The 21,866-nt window shown below is 30.6% G+C and carries 21 protein-coding genes and 1 pseudogene; 6 read left to right on the top strand and 16 right to left on the bottom strand.

Annotated features, from left to right (window positions below):
• Window positions 1-84 precede the first annotated feature (84 nt).
• The 9 genes from HKP59_RS06370 to HKP59_RS06330 form a co-directional block, all read right to left on the bottom strand.
• The gene (locus tag HKP59_RS06370) at window positions 85-2,112 is read right to left on the bottom strand and encodes a VWA domain-containing protein (protein WP_291804643.1); all 2,028 of its coding nucleotides are present in this window, start codon (window positions 2,110-2,112) and stop codon (window positions 85-87) included.
• A gap of 10 nt (window positions 2,113-2,122) precedes the next feature.
• On the bottom strand, window positions 2,123-2,869 hold the full coding sequence (fabG, locus tag HKP59_RS06365; protein ID WP_291804641.1) for a 3-oxoacyl-[acyl-carrier-protein] reductase: 747 nt from the start codon (window positions 2,867-2,869) through the stop codon (window positions 2,123-2,125).
• Between the two features lie 107 nt (window positions 2,870-2,976).
• A complete protein-coding gene (gene sucD, locus HKP59_RS06360) occupies window positions 2,977-3,849 on the bottom strand; it encodes a succinate--CoA ligase subunit alpha (protein WP_291804639.1) in 873 nt (290 codons plus the stop codon).
• Between the two features lie 74 nt (window positions 3,850-3,923).
• Entirely contained in the window at window positions 3,924-4,847 is a 924-nt protein-coding gene (locus tag HKP59_RS06355; protein WP_291804638.1) for a UDP-3-O-(3-hydroxymyristoyl)glucosamine N-acyltransferase, read from the bottom strand.
• Window positions 4,848-4,852: 5 nt separating this feature from the next.
• On the bottom strand, window positions 4,853-5,419 hold the full coding sequence (gene efp / locus HKP59_RS06350) for an elongation factor P (RefSeq protein ID WP_291804637.1): 567 nt from the start codon (window positions 5,417-5,419) through the stop codon (window positions 4,853-4,855).
• A gap of 81 nt (window positions 5,420-5,500) precedes the next feature.
• Complete coding sequence (lpxA, locus tag HKP59_RS06345) at window positions 5,501-6,283, bottom strand: acyl-ACP--UDP-N-acetylglucosamine O-acyltransferase (protein ID WP_291804636.1); 783 nt, start codon at window positions 6,281-6,283, stop codon at window positions 5,501-5,503.
• A complete protein-coding gene (locus HKP59_RS06340) occupies window positions 6,283-7,680 on the bottom strand; it encodes a bifunctional UDP-3-O-[3-hydroxymyristoyl] N-acetylglucosamine deacetylase/3-hydroxyacyl-ACP dehydratase (protein WP_291804634.1) in 1,398 nt (465 codons plus the stop codon). Before HKP59_RS06340 ends, lpxA begins: the two co-directional genes overlap by 1 nt.
• The gene (lpxD, locus tag HKP59_RS06335; RefSeq protein ID WP_291804632.1) at window positions 7,681-8,715 is read right to left on the bottom strand and encodes a UDP-3-O-(3-hydroxymyristoyl)glucosamine N-acyltransferase; all 1,035 of its coding nucleotides are present in this window, start codon (window positions 8,713-8,715) and stop codon (window positions 7,681-7,683) included.
• A 34-nt stretch (window positions 8,716-8,749) separates the two neighbouring features.
• Window positions 8,750-9,979 carry an HD domain-containing protein gene (locus HKP59_RS06330; RefSeq protein ID WP_291804631.1) on the bottom strand — a complete coding sequence of 410 codons (1,230 nt, stop codon included), beginning with the start codon at window positions 9,977-9,979 and terminating at the stop codon, window positions 8,750-8,752.
• Between the two features lie 41 nt (window positions 9,980-10,020).
• On the opposite strand from HKP59_RS06330, the gene HKP59_RS06325 reads away from it, so the two are divergent.
• The 4 genes from HKP59_RS06325 to HKP59_RS06310 are packed head-to-tail and all read left to right on the top strand — an operon-like array spanning window position 10,021 to window position 13,568.
• A complete protein-coding gene (locus HKP59_RS06325) occupies window positions 10,021-11,571 on the top strand; it encodes a bifunctional response regulator/alkaline phosphatase family protein (RefSeq protein WP_291804629.1) in 1,551 nt (516 codons plus the stop codon).
• Window positions 11,572-11,583: 12 nt separating this feature from the next.
• Complete coding sequence (tsaE, locus tag HKP59_RS06320) at window positions 11,584-12,000, top strand: tRNA (adenosine(37)-N6)-threonylcarbamoyltransferase complex ATPase subunit type 1 TsaE (protein WP_291804627.1); 417 nt, start codon at window positions 11,584-11,586, stop codon at window positions 11,998-12,000.
• Window positions 11,993-13,195 (top strand): alanine dehydrogenase, encoded by a 1,203-nt coding sequence (locus tag HKP59_RS06315; RefSeq protein WP_291804625.1) that lies wholly within the window; start codon window positions 11,993-11,995, stop codon window positions 13,193-13,195. Before tsaE ends, HKP59_RS06315 begins: the two co-directional genes overlap by 8 nt.
• A 1-nt stretch (window position 13,196) precedes the next feature.
• Window positions 13,197-13,568: a hypothetical protein gene (locus tag HKP59_RS06310; protein ID WP_291804623.1), complete on the top strand. Its 372-nt coding sequence runs from the start codon at window positions 13,197-13,199 to the stop codon at window positions 13,566-13,568.
• Here HKP59_RS06310 and HKP59_RS06305 read toward each other — a convergent pair.
• Window positions 13,555-14,238, bottom strand: coding sequence for an RNA methyltransferase (locus tag HKP59_RS06305; protein ID WP_291804621.1), 684 nt, complete (start codon window positions 14,236-14,238; stop codon window positions 13,555-13,557). The genes HKP59_RS06310 and HKP59_RS06305 overlap by 14 nt on opposite strands.
• A gap of 52 nt (window positions 14,239-14,290) precedes the next feature.
• On the opposite strand from HKP59_RS06305, the gene HKP59_RS06300 reads away from it, so the two are divergent.
• Window positions 14,291-14,974 (top strand): Sir2 family NAD-dependent protein deacetylase, encoded by a 684-nt coding sequence (locus tag HKP59_RS06300; protein WP_291804619.1) that lies wholly within the window; start codon window positions 14,291-14,293, stop codon window positions 14,972-14,974.
• Here the strand turns inward: HKP59_RS06300 and HKP59_RS06295 are convergent.
• From HKP59_RS06295 to rpsF, 5 genes are all read right to left on the bottom strand, one after another.
• Window positions 14,955-15,425: a DUF6495 family protein gene (locus HKP59_RS06295; protein WP_291804616.1), complete on the bottom strand. Its 471-nt coding sequence runs from the start codon at window positions 15,423-15,425 to the stop codon at window positions 14,955-14,957. The two genes, HKP59_RS06300 and HKP59_RS06295, sit on opposite strands and share 20 nt — an antisense overlap.
• Before the next feature lie 60 nt (window positions 15,426-15,485).
• Window positions 15,486-18,608: a carboxypeptidase regulatory-like domain-containing protein gene (locus HKP59_RS06290; protein ID WP_291804615.1), complete on the bottom strand. Its 3,123-nt coding sequence runs from the start codon at window positions 18,606-18,608 to the stop codon at window positions 15,486-15,488.
• A gap of 109 nt (window positions 18,609-18,717) precedes the next feature.
• Complete coding sequence (rplI, locus tag HKP59_RS06285) at window positions 18,718-19,173, bottom strand: 50S ribosomal protein L9 (protein WP_291804612.1); 456 nt, start codon at window positions 19,171-19,173, stop codon at window positions 18,718-18,720.
• Between the two features lie 13 nt (window positions 19,174-19,186).
• Window positions 19,187-19,480 (bottom strand): 30S ribosomal protein S18, encoded by a 294-nt coding sequence (rpsR, locus tag HKP59_RS06280; RefSeq protein WP_291804611.1) that lies wholly within the window; start codon window positions 19,478-19,480, stop codon window positions 19,187-19,189.
• A gap of 3 nt (window positions 19,481-19,483) precedes the next feature.
• Window positions 19,484-19,825, bottom strand: coding sequence for a 30S ribosomal protein S6 (gene rpsF, locus HKP59_RS06275; RefSeq protein WP_291804610.1), 342 nt, complete (start codon window positions 19,823-19,825; stop codon window positions 19,484-19,486).
• Window positions 19,826-20,037: 212 nt separating this feature from the next.
• Between rpsF and HKP59_RS06270 the strand changes: the two genes are divergently transcribed.
• Window positions 20,038-21,318, top strand: coding sequence for a hypothetical protein (locus tag HKP59_RS06270; protein ID WP_291804608.1), 1,281 nt, complete (start codon window positions 20,038-20,040; stop codon window positions 21,316-21,318).
• On the opposite strand, the pseudogene HKP59_RS06265 reads toward HKP59_RS06270, so the two are convergent.
• Window positions 21,315-21,866, bottom strand: a pseudogene (locus HKP59_RS06265) (primosomal protein N'); the annotation flags it as partial. The gene HKP59_RS06270 and the pseudogene HKP59_RS06265 sit on opposite strands and share 4 nt — an antisense overlap.

Here is a 21,866-nt window from a genome sequence, read left to right as displayed (position 1 = left end):
ATTTTAAATGAATATAATAGATGTCGTGTCATAAGATTTATTGATTTAATTATAATCAAATCTTATATTGTATTTCCTCTTTCATTAAATTTTACCAAAATACTTGCGTAAAAACCACTCTAAACTTAACGAAAGTATAATAATCCCTAACAACCATTTCCAATGAATTAAAGGCGTTTTAATAATTTTAGATTGTTGAATACTTTTGAAGCGTTGATCATTTATTAATTTTGATAATAGATCTTGTTCTTGGTTAGCATAATAAATAGCACCATTTGTTTTAGATGAAATTGATTTCAAGGCTATGTCATTCGAATTTGAAAATTGCTGTTCTACTTCAAAAGAAAGTATTTTAAAGTTTCCTTTAAGGTTTAAATTTTGATTTTCTACATCAATAATATAACTATATTCTCCTGGTGGAATTTCAGATAATTCGACAAAAAACCGATTGTTATGTACAGAAAATGGAACTTTCTTTATAAAATTATCAGCTGTATTTGATATGGTTAGGAAAAGCTTTGCACGCGTATTAAAATTAAAATTATCATCTAAATAGCTCGCTGAAATTTGTATAATTTCATTTGCAAAATAAATGTGATTCACATTAGCTTTTAAGCGTTTATTTTTTTGAATAGAAGTTAAATATTGAATTAAATTAGAAATAAAATTATCAAAATTTTCAAATGTTTTTGTCGAATTAAAACTATTCATTCGCCAACGCCAAGAGTTTTCCCCCAATAAAATTGCAGCTCTTTGGTTTGAGTTTTCAATGGTTACTAAGAGTGGTTTTTCTGTTTCAATAGTTCCAATTCGTTTGTATAATAAAATATTAATAGGTGATGAAAATGAAACCTCTCCAAAACCATCTTCCAAAGGTGCAAAATCAGAAAAACCGATATCATTATTTAAATAACTAGCGTAATTTGGATTGTAAATTGGGAAGTAACTTTCAGTTTGTGTAGTTATTCTTTTTGAAAAATTAAGCTTCAAGCTATTTAAAAAGTTCCAATCAGTTTGAACTCCTGATACTATAAAGTAATTCAATTTACTTTTATCAATTTCTGTAAATATAGTTTTAAAATTTTCAGTAGGTTGATATAAAATAACTAATTGATAATTTTTAAAATCTCCATTAAAATCAGTAACATTACTAATTGTTACAGACCGTTGCTGATTGCTTTCAATTGACTTTTTTAACATCCCTAAATCAGGATGAATTATCGAACTTAGAATTAAAATTTTTAATTTTTCTTCTACTACATTAATGCTGAAATTTTTTGTGTTATTTATGGTGTTTTTTTCATTATTTAATTCTTCAATGCTAGCAGTATAATACTGTATTCCTTCGGTATCTGATAATAACATCGGTGAAGCAATAGTCACATTTTCCGAACTAGAAAAATCATATACTTGATTAAATATTATCTTATTTCTATGATAAATAGTTAATCTTTTTGAAACCTGTTTTTTACCCGTATAATTAATAAAAATTTCAACTGGAAACTTATTTTTGATTTGCGCAAATTTATTTATATTTAATTGTGAAATTTTGATATCCTCTAATACCATTGTATCTCCAACTATAAAAGGAAATACAGGGCTTTTATAATTCACAAATTCAACATTATTTCCAATAGTTTGATTTCCATCCGAAATAAAAACTAGAGGAGCTACGCTTGGATCAAATAATTTATCAAATTCTTTGAATGGTAGTGATAAATTGGTTTGATGCTCACTAAAACTTAAGGAGTCCAATGTTGATAATGAACTTCCTAACGCATAATAACTAACTAAATATTTATTATTTAGTTCTTTATTCTTTTTAAATAAATTCACTAAATTTTGAACTGTGGAATCTTGTGAACTATATTTAATAGATGTTGAATTATCAACTACTACAACTAAATTAGGTTTTATAATTTCTATTTTATTTTTGTTTAAAGATGGATTTATGATTAAAATAAAAATTAAAAACAGACTAATAAAACGCAAAGAAGAAAGTAAATATTTTAATTTACTTTCTTCTTTATTTTGATATGTATATTGAAAAACAGCAATAAAAAAAGCTGCAAAAACTGCTAATATTATAAATATTAATGTGGCTGTTTCCAATATGTACAATTTAAGTTAACATTCCGCCATCAACACTTAATGTTTGTCCTGTTATATACGAACTCATATCTGACGCTAAAAACACACATGCATTGGCAACATCTTCAGGAGTCCCACCTCTTTTTAGAGGAATTGAATTTCTCCATTCTTTAACTGTTTCCTCGGCTAAACTAGCAGTCATTTCAGTTTCAATAAAACCAGGAGCAATTACATTACTTCTTATATTTCTTGAGCCTAACTCTAAAGCAACAGATTTAGAAAAACCAATGATACCTGCTTTAGAGGCAGCATAATTCGTTTGTCCAGCATTTCCTTTCAATCCAACAACAGAGCTCATATTTATTATTGAACCTGAGCGTTGTTTCATCATAGGTCTAATTACAGCTTTTGTTAAATTGAAAACTGATTTCAAGTTTACTTCAATAACATTATCGAAATCTTCTTCAGATATTCTCATTAATAAGTTATCTTTTGTAATACCTGCATTATTAATTAAAATATCAATCGACCCGAATTCTTTTAAAACGGCCGCAGCCAATTCTTGGGCAGCATCAAATTTAGCAGCGTTAGACTGATATCCTTTGGCCATTACGCCATAAGATTTTAGTTCCTCTTCCAATTCTTTTGCCGCTTCAATAGATGAACTATATGTAAAAGCTACATTTGCTCCTTGTTGGGCAAATTTAATTGCGATTCCTTTTCCTATACCTCTAGTCGCTCCGGTAATTAATGCGGTTTTATTTTCTAAAAGTTTCATAATATACTAGTTCCTTATGTTTAATAATTTACAATGAATCAAATATACACATTTGTATAAAAAAAGCCTCCTTAAAGGAAGCTTTTTACATATATTAATGTTCAATTTTATCCTAAAATTTCAGCAACTTTTTCTCCAATCTTAGCTGGAGACTCAACTACGTGAATTCCATTTTCTCTTAAAATCGCCATTTTTGCTTGGGCAGTATCATCAGCACCACCAACAATAGCACCTGCATGTCCCATAGTTCTTCCCTTTGGAGCAGTTTGCCCAGCAATAAACCCAACCACTGGTTTTTTATTTCCTGTTGCTTTTACCCAACGAGCAGCCTCAGCTTCTAATTGTCCACCAATTTCTCCTATCATAACTATTAAATCGGTTTCATCGTCATTCATTAATAATTCCACAGCTTCTTTTGTTGTAGTTCCAATGATAGGATCTCCACCAATTCCAATAGCTGTTGTAATTCCATATCCCTTTTTAACCACTTGATCGGCAGCTTCATAGGTTAAAGTACCAGATTTAGAAACAACACCAACTCTTCCTTTTTTAAAGATAAAACCTGGCATTATACCAACTTTTGCTTCCTCTGCAGTAATTACACCTGGACAATTCGGTCCAACTAATCTACAATCTTTGTTGTCAATATAAGCTTTTACTTTTACCATATCTGCTACAGGAATTCCTTCAGTAATACATATGATTACTTTAATTCCAGCAGCGGCTGATTCCATAATTGCATCTCCTGCAAATGCCGGAGGTACAAAAATTATCGAAGTGTCTGCTCCTACTTTATCTACGGCGTCTTGAACCGTATTAAAAACAGGTCGATCTAAATGTGTTTGCCCACCTTTTCCTGGTGTTACACCTCCAACAACATTTGTACCATACTCAATCATTTGAGTTGCATGAAATGTACCTTCTCCACCTGTAAAACCTTGAACAATTATTTTTGAATTTTTATTTACTAAAACACTCATTGAAGTATATTTTTAAATTTATGTATTTAAACTTTACAAAAGTAATTTTTTCTAAGTTCTGAATAAAAGAAAAATCACTTTTTTTGCTTTTTAATTAATTGCTTGATTTCTGCCATTTCCTTCATTTTTTTTCTTGCTTCATCTATTGGAGTTCCAAAATATGTTTTCCCTCCCTTTACAGATTTGGTCACTCCTGTTTGTCCTAAAATTACAGCTCCTTTACCTATGGTAATACCACTATTTGTCCCACACTGACCCCATAACGTTACTTCGTCTTCAATAACAACACAACCCGCAATTCCTGTCTGGGATGCAATTAAACATTTTTCACCAACTATGGTATCATGTCCAACTTGAACTTGGTTATCAATTTTGGTTCCTTTTTTAATAGTAGTATTTCCACTTACTCCTCTATCAATTGTACAAAGCGCACCAATGTCTACATTATCTTCAATAATTACAGCACCACCAGATAATAATTTATCATAGCCTTCCTTACGTTTTTTATAATAGAACGCATCCGCACCTAAAATAGTTCCTGCATGAATGGTTACATTATTTCCAATATGGCAATTATCATATATAGATACATTTGGATGAATGACACAGTTATCTCCTATTTTTACATTATTTCCAATAAAAACATTAGGCTGAATAATGGTATTTTTTCCTATTATTGAGGAATTTGAAATTGAAGTATTAGCACTATTAAAAGGATTAAAATGTTTCGTAAGCTTATTAAAATCTGTAAATGGGTCTTTCGAGATTAATAAGGCTTTTCCTTGAGGACATTTTACTTTTTTATTAATTAAAATAACCGAAGCTTTTGATTCTAAAGCTTTATCATAATACTTAGGATGATCAACAAAAACAATGTCACCCGGCTCTACTACGTGAATTTCATTAGATCCTGAAATTGGAAAATTTTCTGGACCAATAAAAGTAGTCCCGATTAATTCAGCAATTTCCTTTAAACTATAAGTGCGAGGAAATTTCATAAATATTACTCTTTAACACGTTCTAAATAAGCTCCTTTGGCTGTGTCTACTTTAATCTTGTCACCTTCATTAATAAATAAAGGTACATTTACACTTGCTCCTGTTTCAACAGTTGCTGGTTTTGTTGCATTTGTTGCTGTATTTCCTTTAACACCAGGTTCTGTATGTGTAATTTCCAAAATAACAGAGGCAGGCATATCTACTGAAAGAGGCATACTATCTTCTGTATTAAAAATAATGGTAACAATCTCACCTTCTTTTAATAAATCTGGTGCATCAAGAGCTTCTTTTTGCAATGCTATTTGATTATAATCATCCGTATTCATAAAATGGTAGGTGTCTCCTTCTGGATATAAAAATTGATATTTTCGAGTTTCAACCCGAATATCCTCTAATTTTCTTCCCGCAGGAAAGGTATTATCTAAAACTTTACCTGTAGATAAACTTTTTAATTTTGTTCTTACAAATGCTGGTCCCTTCCCAGGTTTTACATGTAAAAACTCCACTACTTTAAAAATATCATTATTGTATTTTATACATAAACCATTTCTAATATCTGATGTTGTTGCCATTTTATTATTTAATTTTAATTTTTTGCTAATTATTTAATTGAAGTAATGTAACTTAATTAACTTACAATAAGAATTTTAAAGTTAACTCCCTGTATAGCCCTTCATGATTCCTCTTTGTGAGTTTTTTATAAACAACAAAATTTGATCTCTTTCTTTTGTTGCTTCCATTTCAGCTTCAATTTTTTCTAACGCTTGAGAGGTATTATAATTTTTTTGGTAGAGTAATCTAAAAATATCTTGAATTTCTCTAATTTTTTCTGTTTCAAAACCTCTCCTTCTAAGACCTATTGAATTAATACCTATATAAGACAATGGCTCTTTTCCGGCCTTTGTGAAAGGTGGAACGTCTTTTCTTACTAGTGACCCACCAGAAACCATCGCATGCTCTCCTATATGAATAAATTGATGAACAGCCACTAAACCGCTTAAAATTGCAAAATTTCCTATTGTTACATGACCTGCTACAATTGAACCATTCGCTAGAATACAATTATTCCCAACGATACAATCATGTGCAACGTGAGAAGTCGCCATAATTAAACAGTTATCTCCTATTTGAGTTTTACCTAATGCTTTAGTACCTCTATTAACTGTAACACACTCTCTTATTGTAGTATTATCACCAATAATAGCTAGAGAATCTTCACCATCAAATTTTAAATCTTGTGGAATTGCAGAAATTACAGCACCTGGAAAAATTCTACAATTCTTACCAATTCTTGCGCCTTCCATAATTGTTACATTAGAACCAATCCAAGTTCCCGATCCAATAATAACATCATTATGAATTGTTGTAAAAGGTTCTACGACTACATTAGTTGCTATTTTTGCTCCTGGATGTATATATGCTAAAGGTTGATTCATTATTCAGTAGGTTTTTTTGCAATTTGTGCCATTAATTCAGCTTCTACAACTAATTTTCCATTTGCATAACCACAAGCTTGCATATGGCAAATTCCTCTTCTTATAGGAGTAATTAATTCTGCTCTAAATATTAACGTATCTCCAGGTAGTACTTTTTGTTTAAACTTTACTTTATCCATTTTCATAAAGTAGGTTAAATAATTTTCTGGGTCAGGTACTGAACTTAACACCAATACACCACCACATTGAGCCATTGCTTCAACTTGTAGAACTCCCGGCATTACCGGTGCATCAGGAAAATGACCTACAAAAAAAGGTTCATTCATTGTCACATTTTTCATTCCAACTACGTGTGAATCAGACAATTCTAGAATTCTATCAATTAATAAAAAGGGTGGTCTATGCGGTAGGATACTCATGATTTTATGAATATCCATTAATGGTGGCTGATCTAGATCGTATTTTGGTACGTTATTTCTTTTTTCGTGTTTTATTATTTTTTGTAGTTTTTTTGCAAAAACAGTATTTACCAGATGGCCGGGTTTATTCGCAATTACTTTACCTCTAATTCTAGTACCTACCAGCGCTAAATCACCAATCACGTCAAGTAATTTATGCCTTGCCGCTTCATTCGCCCATCTCAATGTTAAATTATCAAGAATTCCGTTCGCTTTTACCGTTAAATTTTCTTTATTAAAAGCCTTTTTAAGCTTATTCATGGTTTCGTCGGAAATTTCTTTATCCACATAGACTATGGCGTTATTGAGATCTCCACCTTGAATTAAATTATGATCTAAAAGCATTTCTAACTCATGAAGAAAGCTAAATGTTCTAGCATCAGCAATTTCATTTTTAAAATCAGATAATTTATTAAGTGTAGCATTTTGTGTGCCCAATACTTTTGTGCCAAAATCTACCATTGCAGTTATTTGATACTCATCTGATGGCATTAAAATAATTTCACTTCCTGTAACCTCGTCTTTATATGAAATAATATCCTTTACAACATACTCATCTCTTTCGGCCTCTTGCTCAACGATTCCTGCTTTCTCAATGGCTTCAATAAAATGTTTTGACGATCCATCCATAATAGGAGGCTCAGCCGCATTTATCTCAATACATATATTATCTATACCTAAAGCAACAACGGCAGCTAGCACATGTTCTGACGTATTTACAAATACACCTTTCTTTTCTAAATTGGTACCTCTTTGAGTATTAATTACATATTCTGCACTTGCTTCAATAATAGGAGATCCTTCCAAGTCTATTCGAACAAAAGCATATCCGTAGTTTATTGGAGCAGGTTTAAATGTCATTGTAACTTTGTTTCCTGTATGTAAACCAACTCCTGAAAGTGTTACCTCTTTTTTTATTGTTTTTTGTTTACTACTCATTTATTTCTCTTTTAAAGCTATTATTTCTTTTTCTAATTGGTTTATCTTCCCTACTAATTCGGGCAATCTTTTAAAGTATACGTATGATTTATTATAATCTGAATACCCAATAGCTGGAGTTCCTTGTATAACATCATTATCAGCTATATTTCTGGAAATTCCTGATTGCGCTTGGATTCTAACATTATTTCCAATACTAATATGGCCAACTATACCAACTTGTCCTCCTATCATACAATTTTCACCAATTTTGGTTGAACCTGCAATACCTGTTTGGGCTGCAATTACTGTATTTGAACCTATTTCAACATTATGCGCTACTTGAATTTGATTATCTAACTTAACACCTTTCCTTATTATTGTTGATCCTAACGTGGCTCTGTCAATTGTGGTTACCGCTCCAATATCTACAAAATCTTCAATAATAACATTTCCTATTTGAGGTACTTTACTATAAACTCCTTCCTCATTTGGTGCAAAACCAAATCCATCTGCACCAATAATAGCTCCGGCATGTATGGTACAGCTCTTGCCAATAATAGTTTCTGAATATATTTTAGCGCCAGCAAAAATTGTAGTATTGTCTTTAAGTACTACATTATCACCAATATATACATTTGGATAAATTTTTACATTATCTCCAATAATAACATTATTACCAATATATGCAAAAGCTCCCACATACAAATTTTTACCAATTCTTGAAGTCTCACTAACATATGATGGAGTTTCAATTCCTGATTTATTAGATTTTACCTCATCATAAAACGCTAATAGTTTTGAAAATGCTTTATAGGCATCTTCAACTTTTATAAGTGTAGTATTAATTGTACTTTCTGGGATAAAGCTTTTATTTACAATGGTGACTGAAGCCTTTGTAGAATAAATGTACTGTGTGTATTTTGGGTTTGAAAGAAAGGTCAACGATCCGTCTTCACCTTCTTCAATTTTAGATAATTTATAAACTTCAACATTTTTGTCTCCATCTATTTCACCTTCTAAAATTTCCGCTATTTGATTTGCTGTAAACTTCATTAAATGCAAAAGTAATTAAAAAGTTGAATTCTACCTATTTCTTAGGGTAGCATATATAATACTTCGTGACTGGAATTGACAATGCTTGCAAATTTAAGTGGTCTGAAGCCTCTGTAACATCCTTTATTCTTCCGTTCTTATACAAGATTTGAATATTGTTTTTTGTTGCATCATAAGCCTGATTTTCAATTTTACCATGATATACAAAATAATCTAGTTCAGAATCAGTGAATTTAAACTTATCCTTTATCTTTTGTTTAATATCATTTATTTGAGTTGAAGTAAATGGTTCTTTTTGTAGAATTATTTTAGGTAATATTCTATTTATCAAACTTTCTGAAAGTCTTGAAATAACTATATCTTCGTGTGAAATCCATTCTTTAATAGCAGAAAACACATCATAATCGTCTAGTTTTGCGAAAGTTTTTAACGTTTCGTTTGTAAAGTTATCTTCACTAATTTGCCTTTGCAAAAAATATGTAAATGCCTTACTAGCTGGCAATTTCTCACCTAATAACGTCAATTCTTTTGCTCTCTTTAAAATTTTTCCCAATAATTTTTCAGCAACTAATCCTGTTTTGTGCAAATACACCTGCCAATACATTAATCTTCTTGCAACTATAAATTTTTCAACAGAATATATTCCTTTTTCTTCAATAACTAAATTATCATTTTTAACATTAAGCATTGTTATTAATCGTTCAGAGCTAATATTACCCTCGGCAACACCGGTATAAAAACTGTCTCTATTTAAATAATCTAGTCTATCCATGTCAAGCTGACTTGATATTAACTGATACAAAAATTTTCTATGATAATTTTGTGTAAAAATGGTGATTGCTAATGATAATTGTCCATTAAATTCCTCATTCAAGACTTCCATAAACTTTAATGAAATTGCTTCGTGATGAATTCCAGTTACAATACTTTGTTCCAATGCATGCGAAAAAGCACCATGACCAATATCATGTAATAAAATTGCAATACATAAAGCATTCGCCTCTTCATCTGAAATTGCTACTTCTTTTAATCTTAAATTACGAATTGCTTTTTGCATTAAATGCATACTACCAATGGCGTGATGAAATCTCGTATGATGAGCTCCAGGATATACTAAATGAGATAAACCCATTTGTGAAATACGTCTTAAACGCTGAAAATAAGGGTGATCTATTAAATCACAAATTAATGTACTTGGTATTGTAATAAAACCGTAAATTGGATCGTTTAATATTTTAAGTTTGTTCGTTTTTTTTTCGGTCAAAACACTATTTATTTAATAAAGAAATACAAAGATAACAATATATGAATGAGATAAGCATTTTATGGGTTGATGATGAAATAGATATTTTAAAGCCTCATATTCTTTTTCTAGAAAAAAAAGGGTATGCTGTATCAACATGTAATAATGGCGCAGACGCGATTGACATATGTGAGGAAAAGAGCTTTGATATGGTTTTCTTAGATGAAAATATGCCTGGATTAAGTGGTTTAGAAACACTATCAGCTATTAAAAGTAAACACGCAAATTTACCAATTGTGATGATTACCAAAAGTGAAGAAGAGTATATCATGGAAGATGCTATTGGTAATAAAATTGCTGATTATCTTATTAAACCTGTTAATCCACACCAAATTTTATTAAGTTTAAAAAAGAATTTAGATCACTCTAGATTAATTTCTGAAAAGACATCCTCTAATTACCAGCAAGAATTTAGAAAGATTTCAATGGATTTGGCGATGGTGAATTCGTATAAAGAATGGATAGATTTATATAAAAAACTAGTTTACTGGGAGTTAGAATTAGAAAACATTAACGACTCTGGAATGATTGAAATTCTTGAAAGTCAAAAACAAGAAGCTAATTCATTGTTTTATAAGTTTATTAAAAAAAATTATAAAGACTGGATTGGTGATTCTACTGATGCCCCAATATTATCTAATAATTTATTCAAAAAAGTAATCCTACCAGAAATTAATAAATCAAAAGGAACTTTATTGGTAGTTATAGATAATTTGAGATATGATCAATTCTATATAATTGAGCAAACAATTACTAAATACTATAAAAAAGAAGAGGAAATTCCTTATTTCAGTATTTTACCTACAGCCACTCAATATGCCCGAAATTCAATTTTTTCTGGATTAATGCCATTAGAAATGGAACAAAAACACCCAAATCTTTGGAAAAATGATACTGAGGAAGGTGGAAAAAACTTATATGAAGAAGATTTTTTGCAAGCGCAGTTAAAACGTCTTCGTGTTGATATAAAAGCTGAATACTATAAAATTACCAATCTAAAATCGGGTAAGCAGCTTGCTGATAATTTTAATAGTATTAAAGAAAATGATTTAACGGTTATTGTATATAATTTTGTTGATATGCTCTCACATGCCAAAACCGAAATGGAAGTTATTAAAGAGCTTGCGAATGATGATAAGGCCTACCGTTCTTTATCAAATAGTTGGTTTATTAATTCTCCTTTACTTGAGATCATTCAAAAAGCACAAAATTTAGGATTAAAATTAATTATTACAACCGACCACGGAACAATAAATTCTAAGGTTCCTTCAAAAGTTATAGGAGATAAAAACATCAGTTCTAATTTACGCTATAAAACTGGTAGAAGTCTTACCTATGAGGAAAAAGAAGTGTACGCTATTAGAAATCCTAAAGAAATTGGATTACCATCACTTTCAATAAATAGTTCTTTTATTTTTGCAAAAGAAGATTACTTTTTTGCCTACCCAAATAATTTCAATCATTTTGTAAAATATTATAAAAATACCTACCAACATGGAGGTGTTTCATTAGAGGAAATGATAATTCCTTGTGCTATATTTGTACCTAAATAAGTTACATATTTTATGGTCAAAAATTACTCACTTCAACAATTACCTGAAATCGCCAAAGAGGTAGCAGAGCTTGCACAACATAATATATTACTTTTTTATGGAGAAATGGGAGTTGGTAAAACAACACTTATTAAAGAAATTTTGAAGCTGTTAGGTGTTAAAGATAACGTTAGTTCCCCTACTTTTTCTTTAGTGAATGAATATCAAACCAACGATAATAAAATAATATACCATTTTGACTTTTATAGAATTAAAAATGAAGAAGAAGCCATGGATATGGGAATTGAAGAATATTTTTATAGTGATAGTTTGTGTTTGATAGAATGGCCAAACAAAGTTGAAAATTTATTACCTTTAAAAACTGTTAGCATTAAGATAACATTAGAAAATAATCAACAACGAACTATAGCAATTAAAAATAATGAGTAAAAAAGCTACTTCTCCTTTTAGTAAACAAGAACTGCTCCCTCAAGAAGAAACCTTAGAAGTATATAAGCAAAAAGGTGAACTTGTTATTGGGATTCCAAAAGAAACCCATTATCAAGAAAAACGTGTTTGTCTTACACCTGATGCAGTTGGAGCTTTAACAGTTCAAGGTCATAAATTTATTATTGAAACTGGCGCTGGTGAAGGAGCTAATTACTCAGATAATGAATACTCTGAAGCTGGCGCAAAAATCTCTTATGATACTAAAGAAGTTTTTGGGTGTAACATCATATTAAAAGTTGAGCCCCCTTCATTAGATGAAATAGAACTAATAAACCCTCAAAGTATTTTATTTTCAGCATTACAATTAAAAACACAAACTAAAAAATATTTTGAAGCCTTGGCTAGTAAACGAATTACTGCGGTGGCTTTTGATTATATTAAAGATGAACAAGGCGTTTATACCATTGTAAAATCGTTGAGTGAAATTGCAGGTACAGCTTCTATTTTGATTGCTTCAGAAATTATGAGTAATGATAATGAAGGAAATGGTTTATTGCTTGGAAATATTAGTGGTGTTCCTCCAACTGAAGTTGTAATTTTAGGTGCCGGTACAGTTGGGGAATTTGCAGCTAGATCAGCAATTGGATTAGGAGCTAATGTTAAAGTTTTTGATAATTCAATTACTAAATTAAGATGTTTACAGCAAAATTTAGGTAGAGCCATTTATACGTCAACAATACAAACTAAAACTTTACAAAAAGCTTTAATGAGATGTGATGTTGCAATTGGAGCTTTAAGGGGTAAATCGCGTTCACCTGTTATTGTAACAGAAGAAATGGTAGAACAAATGAAAGATGGTTCTGTAATAGTTGATGTTAGTATTGATAGAGGTGGCTGTTTTGACACTTCTGAAATTACATCACACAAAAAACCCACGTTTACAAAACATGGAGTTATTCACTATTGTGTTCCAAATATCCCTTCTAGATTTGCAAGAACTGCCTCAGTATCAATAAGTAATATATTTTCGCCTTATTTATTAAGTATTGCTGAAGAAGGTGGATTTGAAAATGCTGCACGATTAGACAGAAGTTTGCAAAAAGGGATGTACTTTTACCACGGTATTTTAACCAACAGAACTGTTGCTGATTGGTTTAACATACCTTTTAGAGATATTAACTTATTGTTTTTGTAAAATGACTTTTAAACAACGTTTACCCTATTTTTTAGGTGGATTAACCATAGGAATTATAATAGTTACTTTCTTTTTAGGAAAGAAAAATACGACTTTTGATTATGGACCCAATGCAAGAGTTTTAAAAAATATTCGAGTAAAAAAGCGTGAATTTTCGTTTGAAGCATTAGCCTTAATCAATTCAAAAAAAATAGATACGGCTACTATTTCAGCACTTCTCAAGACAGGAGATGTTGATTTAAAAAATAAAGTAAAGCTAGATTCTTGCTTTTATGAATATGAAATTCATGGAGAAGACGATTTAAAAGGTATTACTTTAACTGTTGTGAACTGCGATTCAACAGCTATTGTTAAAAATATTACGATGAAGTAGCAATTTCAGAGTAATAATATTCCTTAATTTTTTTAATGCTTTTAATTGATTTTTGAAGCCATACCAAATACAATTCATTTTTTTCTATTTCTGATAATTGCCAGTTTACATCAGATTTTTTTAATCTTTCATTCATACTTTGCAAAATAATGGCAGCGGCAACAGAAATATTTAAACTTTCTGTAAAACCAACCATAGGAATTTTTAAATAACCATCTGCATTTTCCATGACATCTTTAGACAGCCCTTCCTTTTCAACTCCAAAAAAGAAAGCAGCCTTTTGTGAAATATCAAAATCTTGTAAAACACAAGAATCATTATGAGGTGTTGTTGCAATAATTTGATACCCTTTACTTCGCAAATTATCAATGCAGGCCAAGGTATTGTTAGTGTCCTTTTCTTTAAATAGGTTAAAATCTAACCATTTTTGAGCACCTTTCGCAACTTGATTTGAAGCATAAAATTTATATTTATTTTGAATTACATGAACATCTTGTATTCCAAATATTTCACAACTTCTAACAACAGCACTGGCATTGTGTGGCTGATAAATATCTTCTATCGCAACAGTAAAGTGTCTTGTGCGTTCATCCAATACTTTTTTAAATAAACCTTTTCTTTTATCAGTTACAAACTGTTCTAAATATTCTATATATTTATAATCAACCATTCAAAATATCTTTCTTCAAATATAAAATTTTACTTTTGAATAAATTATCAATATGAAAAAAATAGTAGTTCTAACTGGTGCAGGTATGAGCGCAGAAAGTGGTTTAAAAACTTTTAGAGATGCAAATGGCTTATGGGAAGGCCATGATATTATGGAGGTAGCCTCGCCAATAGGTTGGGAAAAAGATAAAAATCTAGTATTAGATTTTTATAATAAAAGAAGAACTCAGTTACTTCAAGTCTCTCCAAATACAGGACATAAGGCTTTGGTAGAATTAGAACAGTATTTTGATGTTACAATAGTAACCCAAAATGTAGATGACCTTCATGAAAGAGCTGGTAGTAAACACATACTTCATTTACACGGTGAATTACTAAAAGTTAGAAGTACAAAAAATGAACAATTGATTTATGATTGGAAAAAAGATTTAATAGTTGGTGATTTTTGTGAAGAAAATCATCAACTAAGACCGCATATTGTTTGGTATGGTGAAGAAGTTCCTATGTTAGATAAAGCAATCAAATACACTGCTACTGCAGATATTCTTATTATAATTGGTACTTCTATGCAAGTATATCCTGCTGCAAGTTTAGTACATTTTGTAAAACCTAAGACTCCTATTTATTTTATAGATCCGAATCCTTCTATTGCTCCAAATCAATACAATAATTTACGAATTATACCTGAAAAAGCTTCTACAGGAGTTCTTAAAATAGTTAAAGAATTAATTTACTAAAAGTTTGAAATAGTTCTCCTTTTGAAAGTTGACTACCCATTTCAATTAACTGAAAAATTTCTTGGTTTCGTTCGTTCGTATATTTTTTAACTGCTTTAAAATACTCGATACTATCATCTAATGGGTTCTTTAAAAACCAGTTAAAATCAGTTGTATTTAAAAAGCTCTTTGAGTTATCATTCCATTTTATATAAATTCGTATGATTTCTTTCGAATTACATTTAAATAAATTGATATCATTTTTCGAAATATGCTCTAAATAGGTTGCCTTTGTTAATACATCTTCCCAAACAACATCACTAAAAATATTCATTTCTTCTTCAGCCATTTTCGGGTTTGCTTCTTTAATTGTTCTCCATTCTGTGGCATCTATTTGCTGCGTGGCTAAAAATTTAGCAAATTCATCATGTAATTCTAAAAATTGTTCCTTTGTTAACTGTCTATATTTCATAATAATACAAATAAAAAAGCCGCCCAATTTGGGCGGCTCAAATATACTAAAAATTAACACTTAGAAAGAATAACGCAATCCAAATTGTGCTTGCCATCTAGACAATAAACTTGAATCATATACAAATGATTCTTGTAAATCTGGACTAAATGTATAGGTAGGAGTTCCAGTACCATCAACATTAACACCAATAGGTTGAACAGCATCAGGTTGTTGTACCAATCCCCAATCTGAATTTATTAAATTTCCGAAATTTAAAATATCTATAGTGAATTGTAATGAATTTGTTTCAGATAATTTTAATTCCTGAATTATTTTCACATCCCATTTACCTCTCCAAGGCGCTAAAGCTCCGTAACGCTCAGCATAGTTACCTCTCCTACTGCTTAAATAATTATCTTGTTGTATGAATTGTTCTAAAGCCTCAGCTTGCCCAGCACCAGAGAATTGCATTGAACCAATTTCAGTTGACGTAGGAATATAAATCAAATCATTTAAATTAGACCCGTCTCCATTGATATCTCCTGCGTATGTATAATTAAATCTGCCACCCTGCGCATATTCAATAAAAGTAGAAACTGTACTTTCCCATTTATTATTAGTTCCATAAGCCCAAGTTTTTGAGGCAACACCTATAAATCTATGAGTATCTCCGTATTTAGAATATGCTAATGTTGCATCATTTGCATTTCCAAGTGTTGGATTAAATGCAAATGCATCACCTGTAATTTCTGCTTCAATTGAATTTACATCTTTTGAATCTAAGAAGTTATAAGCACCCATTAGATACAATCCGTTATCAAATGACTTTTGCGCTTTGAACGATGCATTAAAGATTCTTCCTTTATCTGAATTCGTAAAAACATAGGCTGCATTTCCAATATCAGAACCTGTATAAACAGGTCTATTATCAACGCCTTGCAAAACTCCAGTCGGTACACTTAACCCCCAATTTTGAACATGAGCACCATTTACATCTTTAGTATATGATAAATCTGTAGTTAGAATTGTTCCATCTTCTAATTTATAATCTAATCCTAAACTATTTCTCCAAACCTGTGGAAATTTAAAATCAGGATCAACAACTTGGTAAAACCATACATTAGGATTCGCAATTTGGTTTCCTAACCAAACAAATGGAAAACGTCCAGTAAATAATCCTGTTCCTCCTCGTAATTGAACCGTTTTATCCCCTTTTACATCCCAATTAAATCCAAGTCTTGGTGAAATTAAGAAATCATTATTAGGCATTTTTGTTGAATCGAAAAATACTGTTTCACCTGTTGATGGATCAGTATAAGGTACATCTGGCGCGTAAAAATTGCCTGGGAAATCAATTACATCTTGTGCTTTTTTACTTGAATTAAAAAATAATGGTTTATCAAAACGAACACCATATGAAAGTTTAAAATTATCGTTCACATTCCATTCGTCTTGTGCATAAAATGCTAGTTGGCCTACATTAGTTTCGGCTAAAGCCCAAGAGTTATTTGCATTATTTGTATCAAAAATATTTTCAGCATTTGCCAAAGCTGTTGCTAATAACCCGTTTGAAATACCTGTTCTAAATGCATCCATATCTGCAAAATCACCACCAAAGGCTCCAACATATCCCCTAGCATCACCATAGCCATAAGTTCCTAAATTAAATGAATTATCAAATTGAAATTTTTCAAAAGAAAAACCTAATGTATAGTTATGATCACCTTTACTAATAGTAAAGTTATTTGTTAATTGAAATACTTTTTGATCTAATCTATTATTTATTGAGAATGGTTCATGACCAGCTACAATATAGTTACCACCACTGCCGTCTTGAATTCTAAAAGCAGCCATTGGAGCAGATTTAGGATTTCTAAAATCATCAAAATGAGTATAACCAACTTGTAATTTGTTCGTGACATTGTCCGCTAAAGTTGAGTTTAATTCAGCTAAAAATGATTTTAAATTATTATTAATTTGGTAACCTGAATTTTCAAATTGAAGAATTTGAGAACTTGGACCTCTAAATCCTAATGCCGTTGGATGCGCTGGTAAATCTCTTGAAGCATCTAAAAAGTTGTATATTAAAGCTAAACGGTTATTTTCATTGATATTCCAATCTAATTTTAAAATACCTTTAGTACTGTTGGATTCATGGGTATAGCCCTCATATGCTCCTGTATCATAACCAATACCGGCTAAAGCATTTTGAACTTCCATTAAATCAGTTTCTAAAACTCTCGATTCATTGATAGCGCCAGAGCCTGTATTTGGTAGCCAATTTTGACCTAAATCAGATCTTTTATCTTGCTCATAGTTAACAAAGACAAATAACTTATCTTTTATAATTGGTGCTCCAACACTAAAACCTATTTGAGATTGCTCTAGTTTAGGAACTGCAATTTTCTGCCCCTTCACTTTACTCCCTGTTAAATCTTGATTTCTAAAAAAACCATATACCGTACCTTTTACTGTATTTGTACCACTTTTGGTAACGGCATTTACAGAAGCTCCAGTAAAACCAGATAGTGTAACATCATATGGCGCCATTGCAACAGAAATTTGCTCAATAGCGTCTAAGGAAACTGGCTGTGCCCCTGTTTGCCCTCCTGGTGTAGCTGCATCTAACCCAAATGGATTGTTAAAAATAGAACCATCTAATGTAAAATTATTAAATTGATCATTTCTACCTCCAAAAGAACCACCTGAAGCTGCTGGATCTAAACGTGTGAAATCAGAAGCTGATCTTGAAATAGTTGGTAATTTAGTTAATTCTCTTCTTCCAACACTAGTTTCTGATCCGGTTCTGCTATTATTAAATGTAGAACTTCTACCACCAGTAATTACAACTTCCTCTAATTGTTCACTTTCAGCAACCATTTGAATATCTAAATCTAGTGCTGTACCTAAATCTAAATAAATATCGGTATATTCAATAGTTCTAAAGCCAATATAGCTAATGGTAACGGTATACGGTCCACCAATACGTAAATTTGATATTGAATACCTACCGCCATCTAATGTCATAGTACCAGAAACCGTACCCGTTGGCATGTGTTTTGCTATTACATTTGCTCCAAATAACCCTTCCGAGTTATTATCATTTACTAATCCCTGAATTTTTGAGGTTGTTACCTGAGAAAATGAGGTAACGACTGAAAACACAGCAATTAAAAATGAAAATAGTAATTGTTTTTTCATGTGATTTTAAGTTAAATTATTGTTTGATTGTGTTAATTTTAAGACCTAAAATTACATAAAAAAAGCCCACTAAAAAGTGGGCTTTTGTATGTTTATTAACTAATTATTGTTAATTACTTTGCTCTGCAATAATATCAATTGGTAATTCTACAATTACAGCTCTATGCAATCTAACTGTAGCGTTATATTTACCAAGTCTTTTAATGTTTCCACCTTCAACTTTAATGAATTTTTTATCAATATCATGACCAGCTGAAGCTAATACTTCGGCAACATTACCATTGTTAACTGAACCAAATAATTTAGTTCCATCACCAGTTTTTGCAGTTATTTTAACTTCTAACTCTTTTAAAGCGTCTGCTATTTTCGTAGCATCTTTAATTAGCTTTTCTTCTTTAAAAGCTCTTTGCTTTAAAGTCTCTGCTAATACTTTCTTTGCTGAAGTTGTTGCTAATACCGCTAATCCTTGAGGAATTAGATGATTACGACCATAACCATTTTTTACAGTTACTATGTCATCTGTGAAACCTAAGTTTTCAACGTCTTTTTTTAATATAATTTCCATAATCGTTCCTCTTTTATTTTAACATGTCTCCTACGTACGGCATTAAAGCTAAGTGACGTGCTCTTTTAATAGCAACAGAAACTTTACGTTGGAATTTTAATGATGTTCCTGTTAAACGGCGAGGTAATATTTTACCTTGCTCATTCACTAAATACAATAAAAATTTAGCATCTTTATAGTCAATATACTTAATACCGTTCTTTTTAAAACGACAGTATTTAGCAACTTGCTTTGTATCAATGTCTAACGGAGTTAAATAACGAACTTCTCCTTGTTTTCCTGCTTTTGATTGTTGTTCTATAGACATAACTTATTTTTTAGATGCATTATTTCGTTCTCTTCTTTTTTCAGCCCAAGCAACAGCGTGTTTATCTAACTTTACAGTTAAATAACGCATAACGCTATCATCTCTTCTAAATTCAAGTTCAAATGGCGTAATTTCTTGCCCATCTATTTTGTATTCAAATAAGTGATAAAAACCACTTTTTTTGTTTTGAATTGCGTAAGCTAATTTTTTTAGCCCCCAATCTTCTTTGGATATCATTTCGGCACCTTTGGAAACAAGATAGTCGTAAAACTTCTGTACTGTTTCCTTTACCTGAGTTTCAGATAAAACGGGATTCAAAATGAAAACAGTTTCGTAATGATTCATAATTAATAATTTAAGTTTTTACTTTTAAGGGTGCAAATGTACAAAAATAACTTTTATATATGCATAATTTAATACTTGTTTTATTAAAAACAAAAAACAGTATATTTCTATACAATTTTTGTAACTTAGTATTTTCACTACAAAACTAGAATAATCTATAAAACAAACTCTTTTTTGAGTTTGAATTAATGTTTTATTTTAAATGTTTTATTATGAAAACTTCTCAAATTATTTTAACAAATTTAATTCTTATTTTTTGCTTCTTTACAAGTTTTAGTCAAAATTCAAATGATAAGTTTAACTATTCAGAAATTGCTAGAAATGCTACAGGTGAACCTATCTTAAATTCAGATATTCAAGTACAAATAGCTATACATTTTGATAATAAAGAATCATTGGCAGTCTATATTGAAAATCACGAAGCTACTACAAACGGAACAGGTAAATTTACAGTTGTTATAGGGACAGGGACACCTGTTGCAGGTAACTACTCTAACCTACCTTGGGGTTTCCAAAAATCATATATTGAAACATTTATTAATGGTTTGTCAATAAGCAATAAGGAAATTAATAAGCCTAGAGCTTATGGGAAGTACAATAATCCGAATAAAGTAATTAATCCGAATATTCAATCTAATGCAAATAAAAATATTAGTAATATTGATTTAAACAATATTCCCTTAAACTATATAAAGGTTGGAGATAAAACCTTAAAACCAGGAAAAGGAATACTTTTTTTTGGTAAATCACCAAATCATACAATTCAGTTACAAGATTTAATTACAATAACTGCAGGTGAAGGAATTGAAATTGGTGGCACTTACCCAAATCTAGTAATAAACCTAAAAAAACATTTTATAGGTGAAGAATATTTGGGAGGAAAAGTGGCATATGTTGATGAATCTGGTCAGCACGGTTTTGTAGTTAAATATGGACATAAAGGTACTTGGGCAACTTTTGATTGGGGAGAACAATATGAAAATGCGTCTGCTAATACATCTATTACATTGGATGAATTTAAAAATTATTCAACATCCTCAAAATTTGGTGCTGGCTGGACAAACACTTTGTTTATGGTTATGAAGGATGAAACAGAGAACAATGAAGTTATTGATGTGGGAGAGCAATATTCAATACCTCAATATCTTTTAGAAATTTGGGATGGTTTATGGTACGTTCCTTCTATTGAAGAACTCAAATTCATCTACCAAAATAAAAATAAGTTGGAATTACAAATTAATAATTTTGTTTGGAGTTCTTCAGAAGGTGGAAAAATTTATGCAGGTCATGGAGATAAATTTAACGGATTAAATTTAAATAAGGAAGAAAGACCTCAAAAAGGATTTCATAATACAAAAGTATACTTGTCCTTAAAAAGTATGAAACAAGAAAATTTTTATGTTGGTGCACAATGTATTAATTTTTCAAATGGAAAAGTTATACCGATTGCAAAAACATATGTAAATGAATTTCTTCTAATTAGAAATTTCTAATAATTATCAACATCTAAATTAAATTTAATGGTACGGAATTCTTTTACTGCTTGAAAAGAATTCTTTACCCTTAAAATATGATTTTTAGTCACTGCAAGAGATTGTTTTTGCGGAACTTTAATAATAATATTCCTAATGTAATAGTTCCTAATTTTAGATATTGAAGGTGTAGAAGGGCCAAGTACATTTTCTTTAAAAATACGTTCTAATGAAGCACCTAGCCAGCTTGCACCTTCATCTACCCTATTAAAATCTTTATGCCGTAAGGTGATTTTTATCAACCTGTAAAAGGGAGGGTAATGATATTGCCAACGTTCATTTAATTGATCTTTAAACATTTCATCAAAAGAATTTGTAGAAACTTGTTGTAATATTTGATGATATGGATTAAACGTTTGAATAGCAACTTTGCCTCTCTTTTTTGAACGTCCTGCCCTTCCAGCTACTTGAACCATTAATTGATAACTTCTTTCATGAGCTCTAAAATCTGGGAAATTCAGCATTGTATCGGCATTCATAATACCAACCAGCGATACATTTGCAAAATC

This window comes from Lutibacter sp. (assembly GCF_013041805.1).
In the GTDB taxonomy this organism is placed as follows: domain Bacteria; phylum Bacteroidota; class Bacteroidia; order Flavobacteriales; family Flavobacteriaceae; genus Lutibacter.
This window is presented reverse-complemented; position numbering and strand designations above follow the sequence as displayed.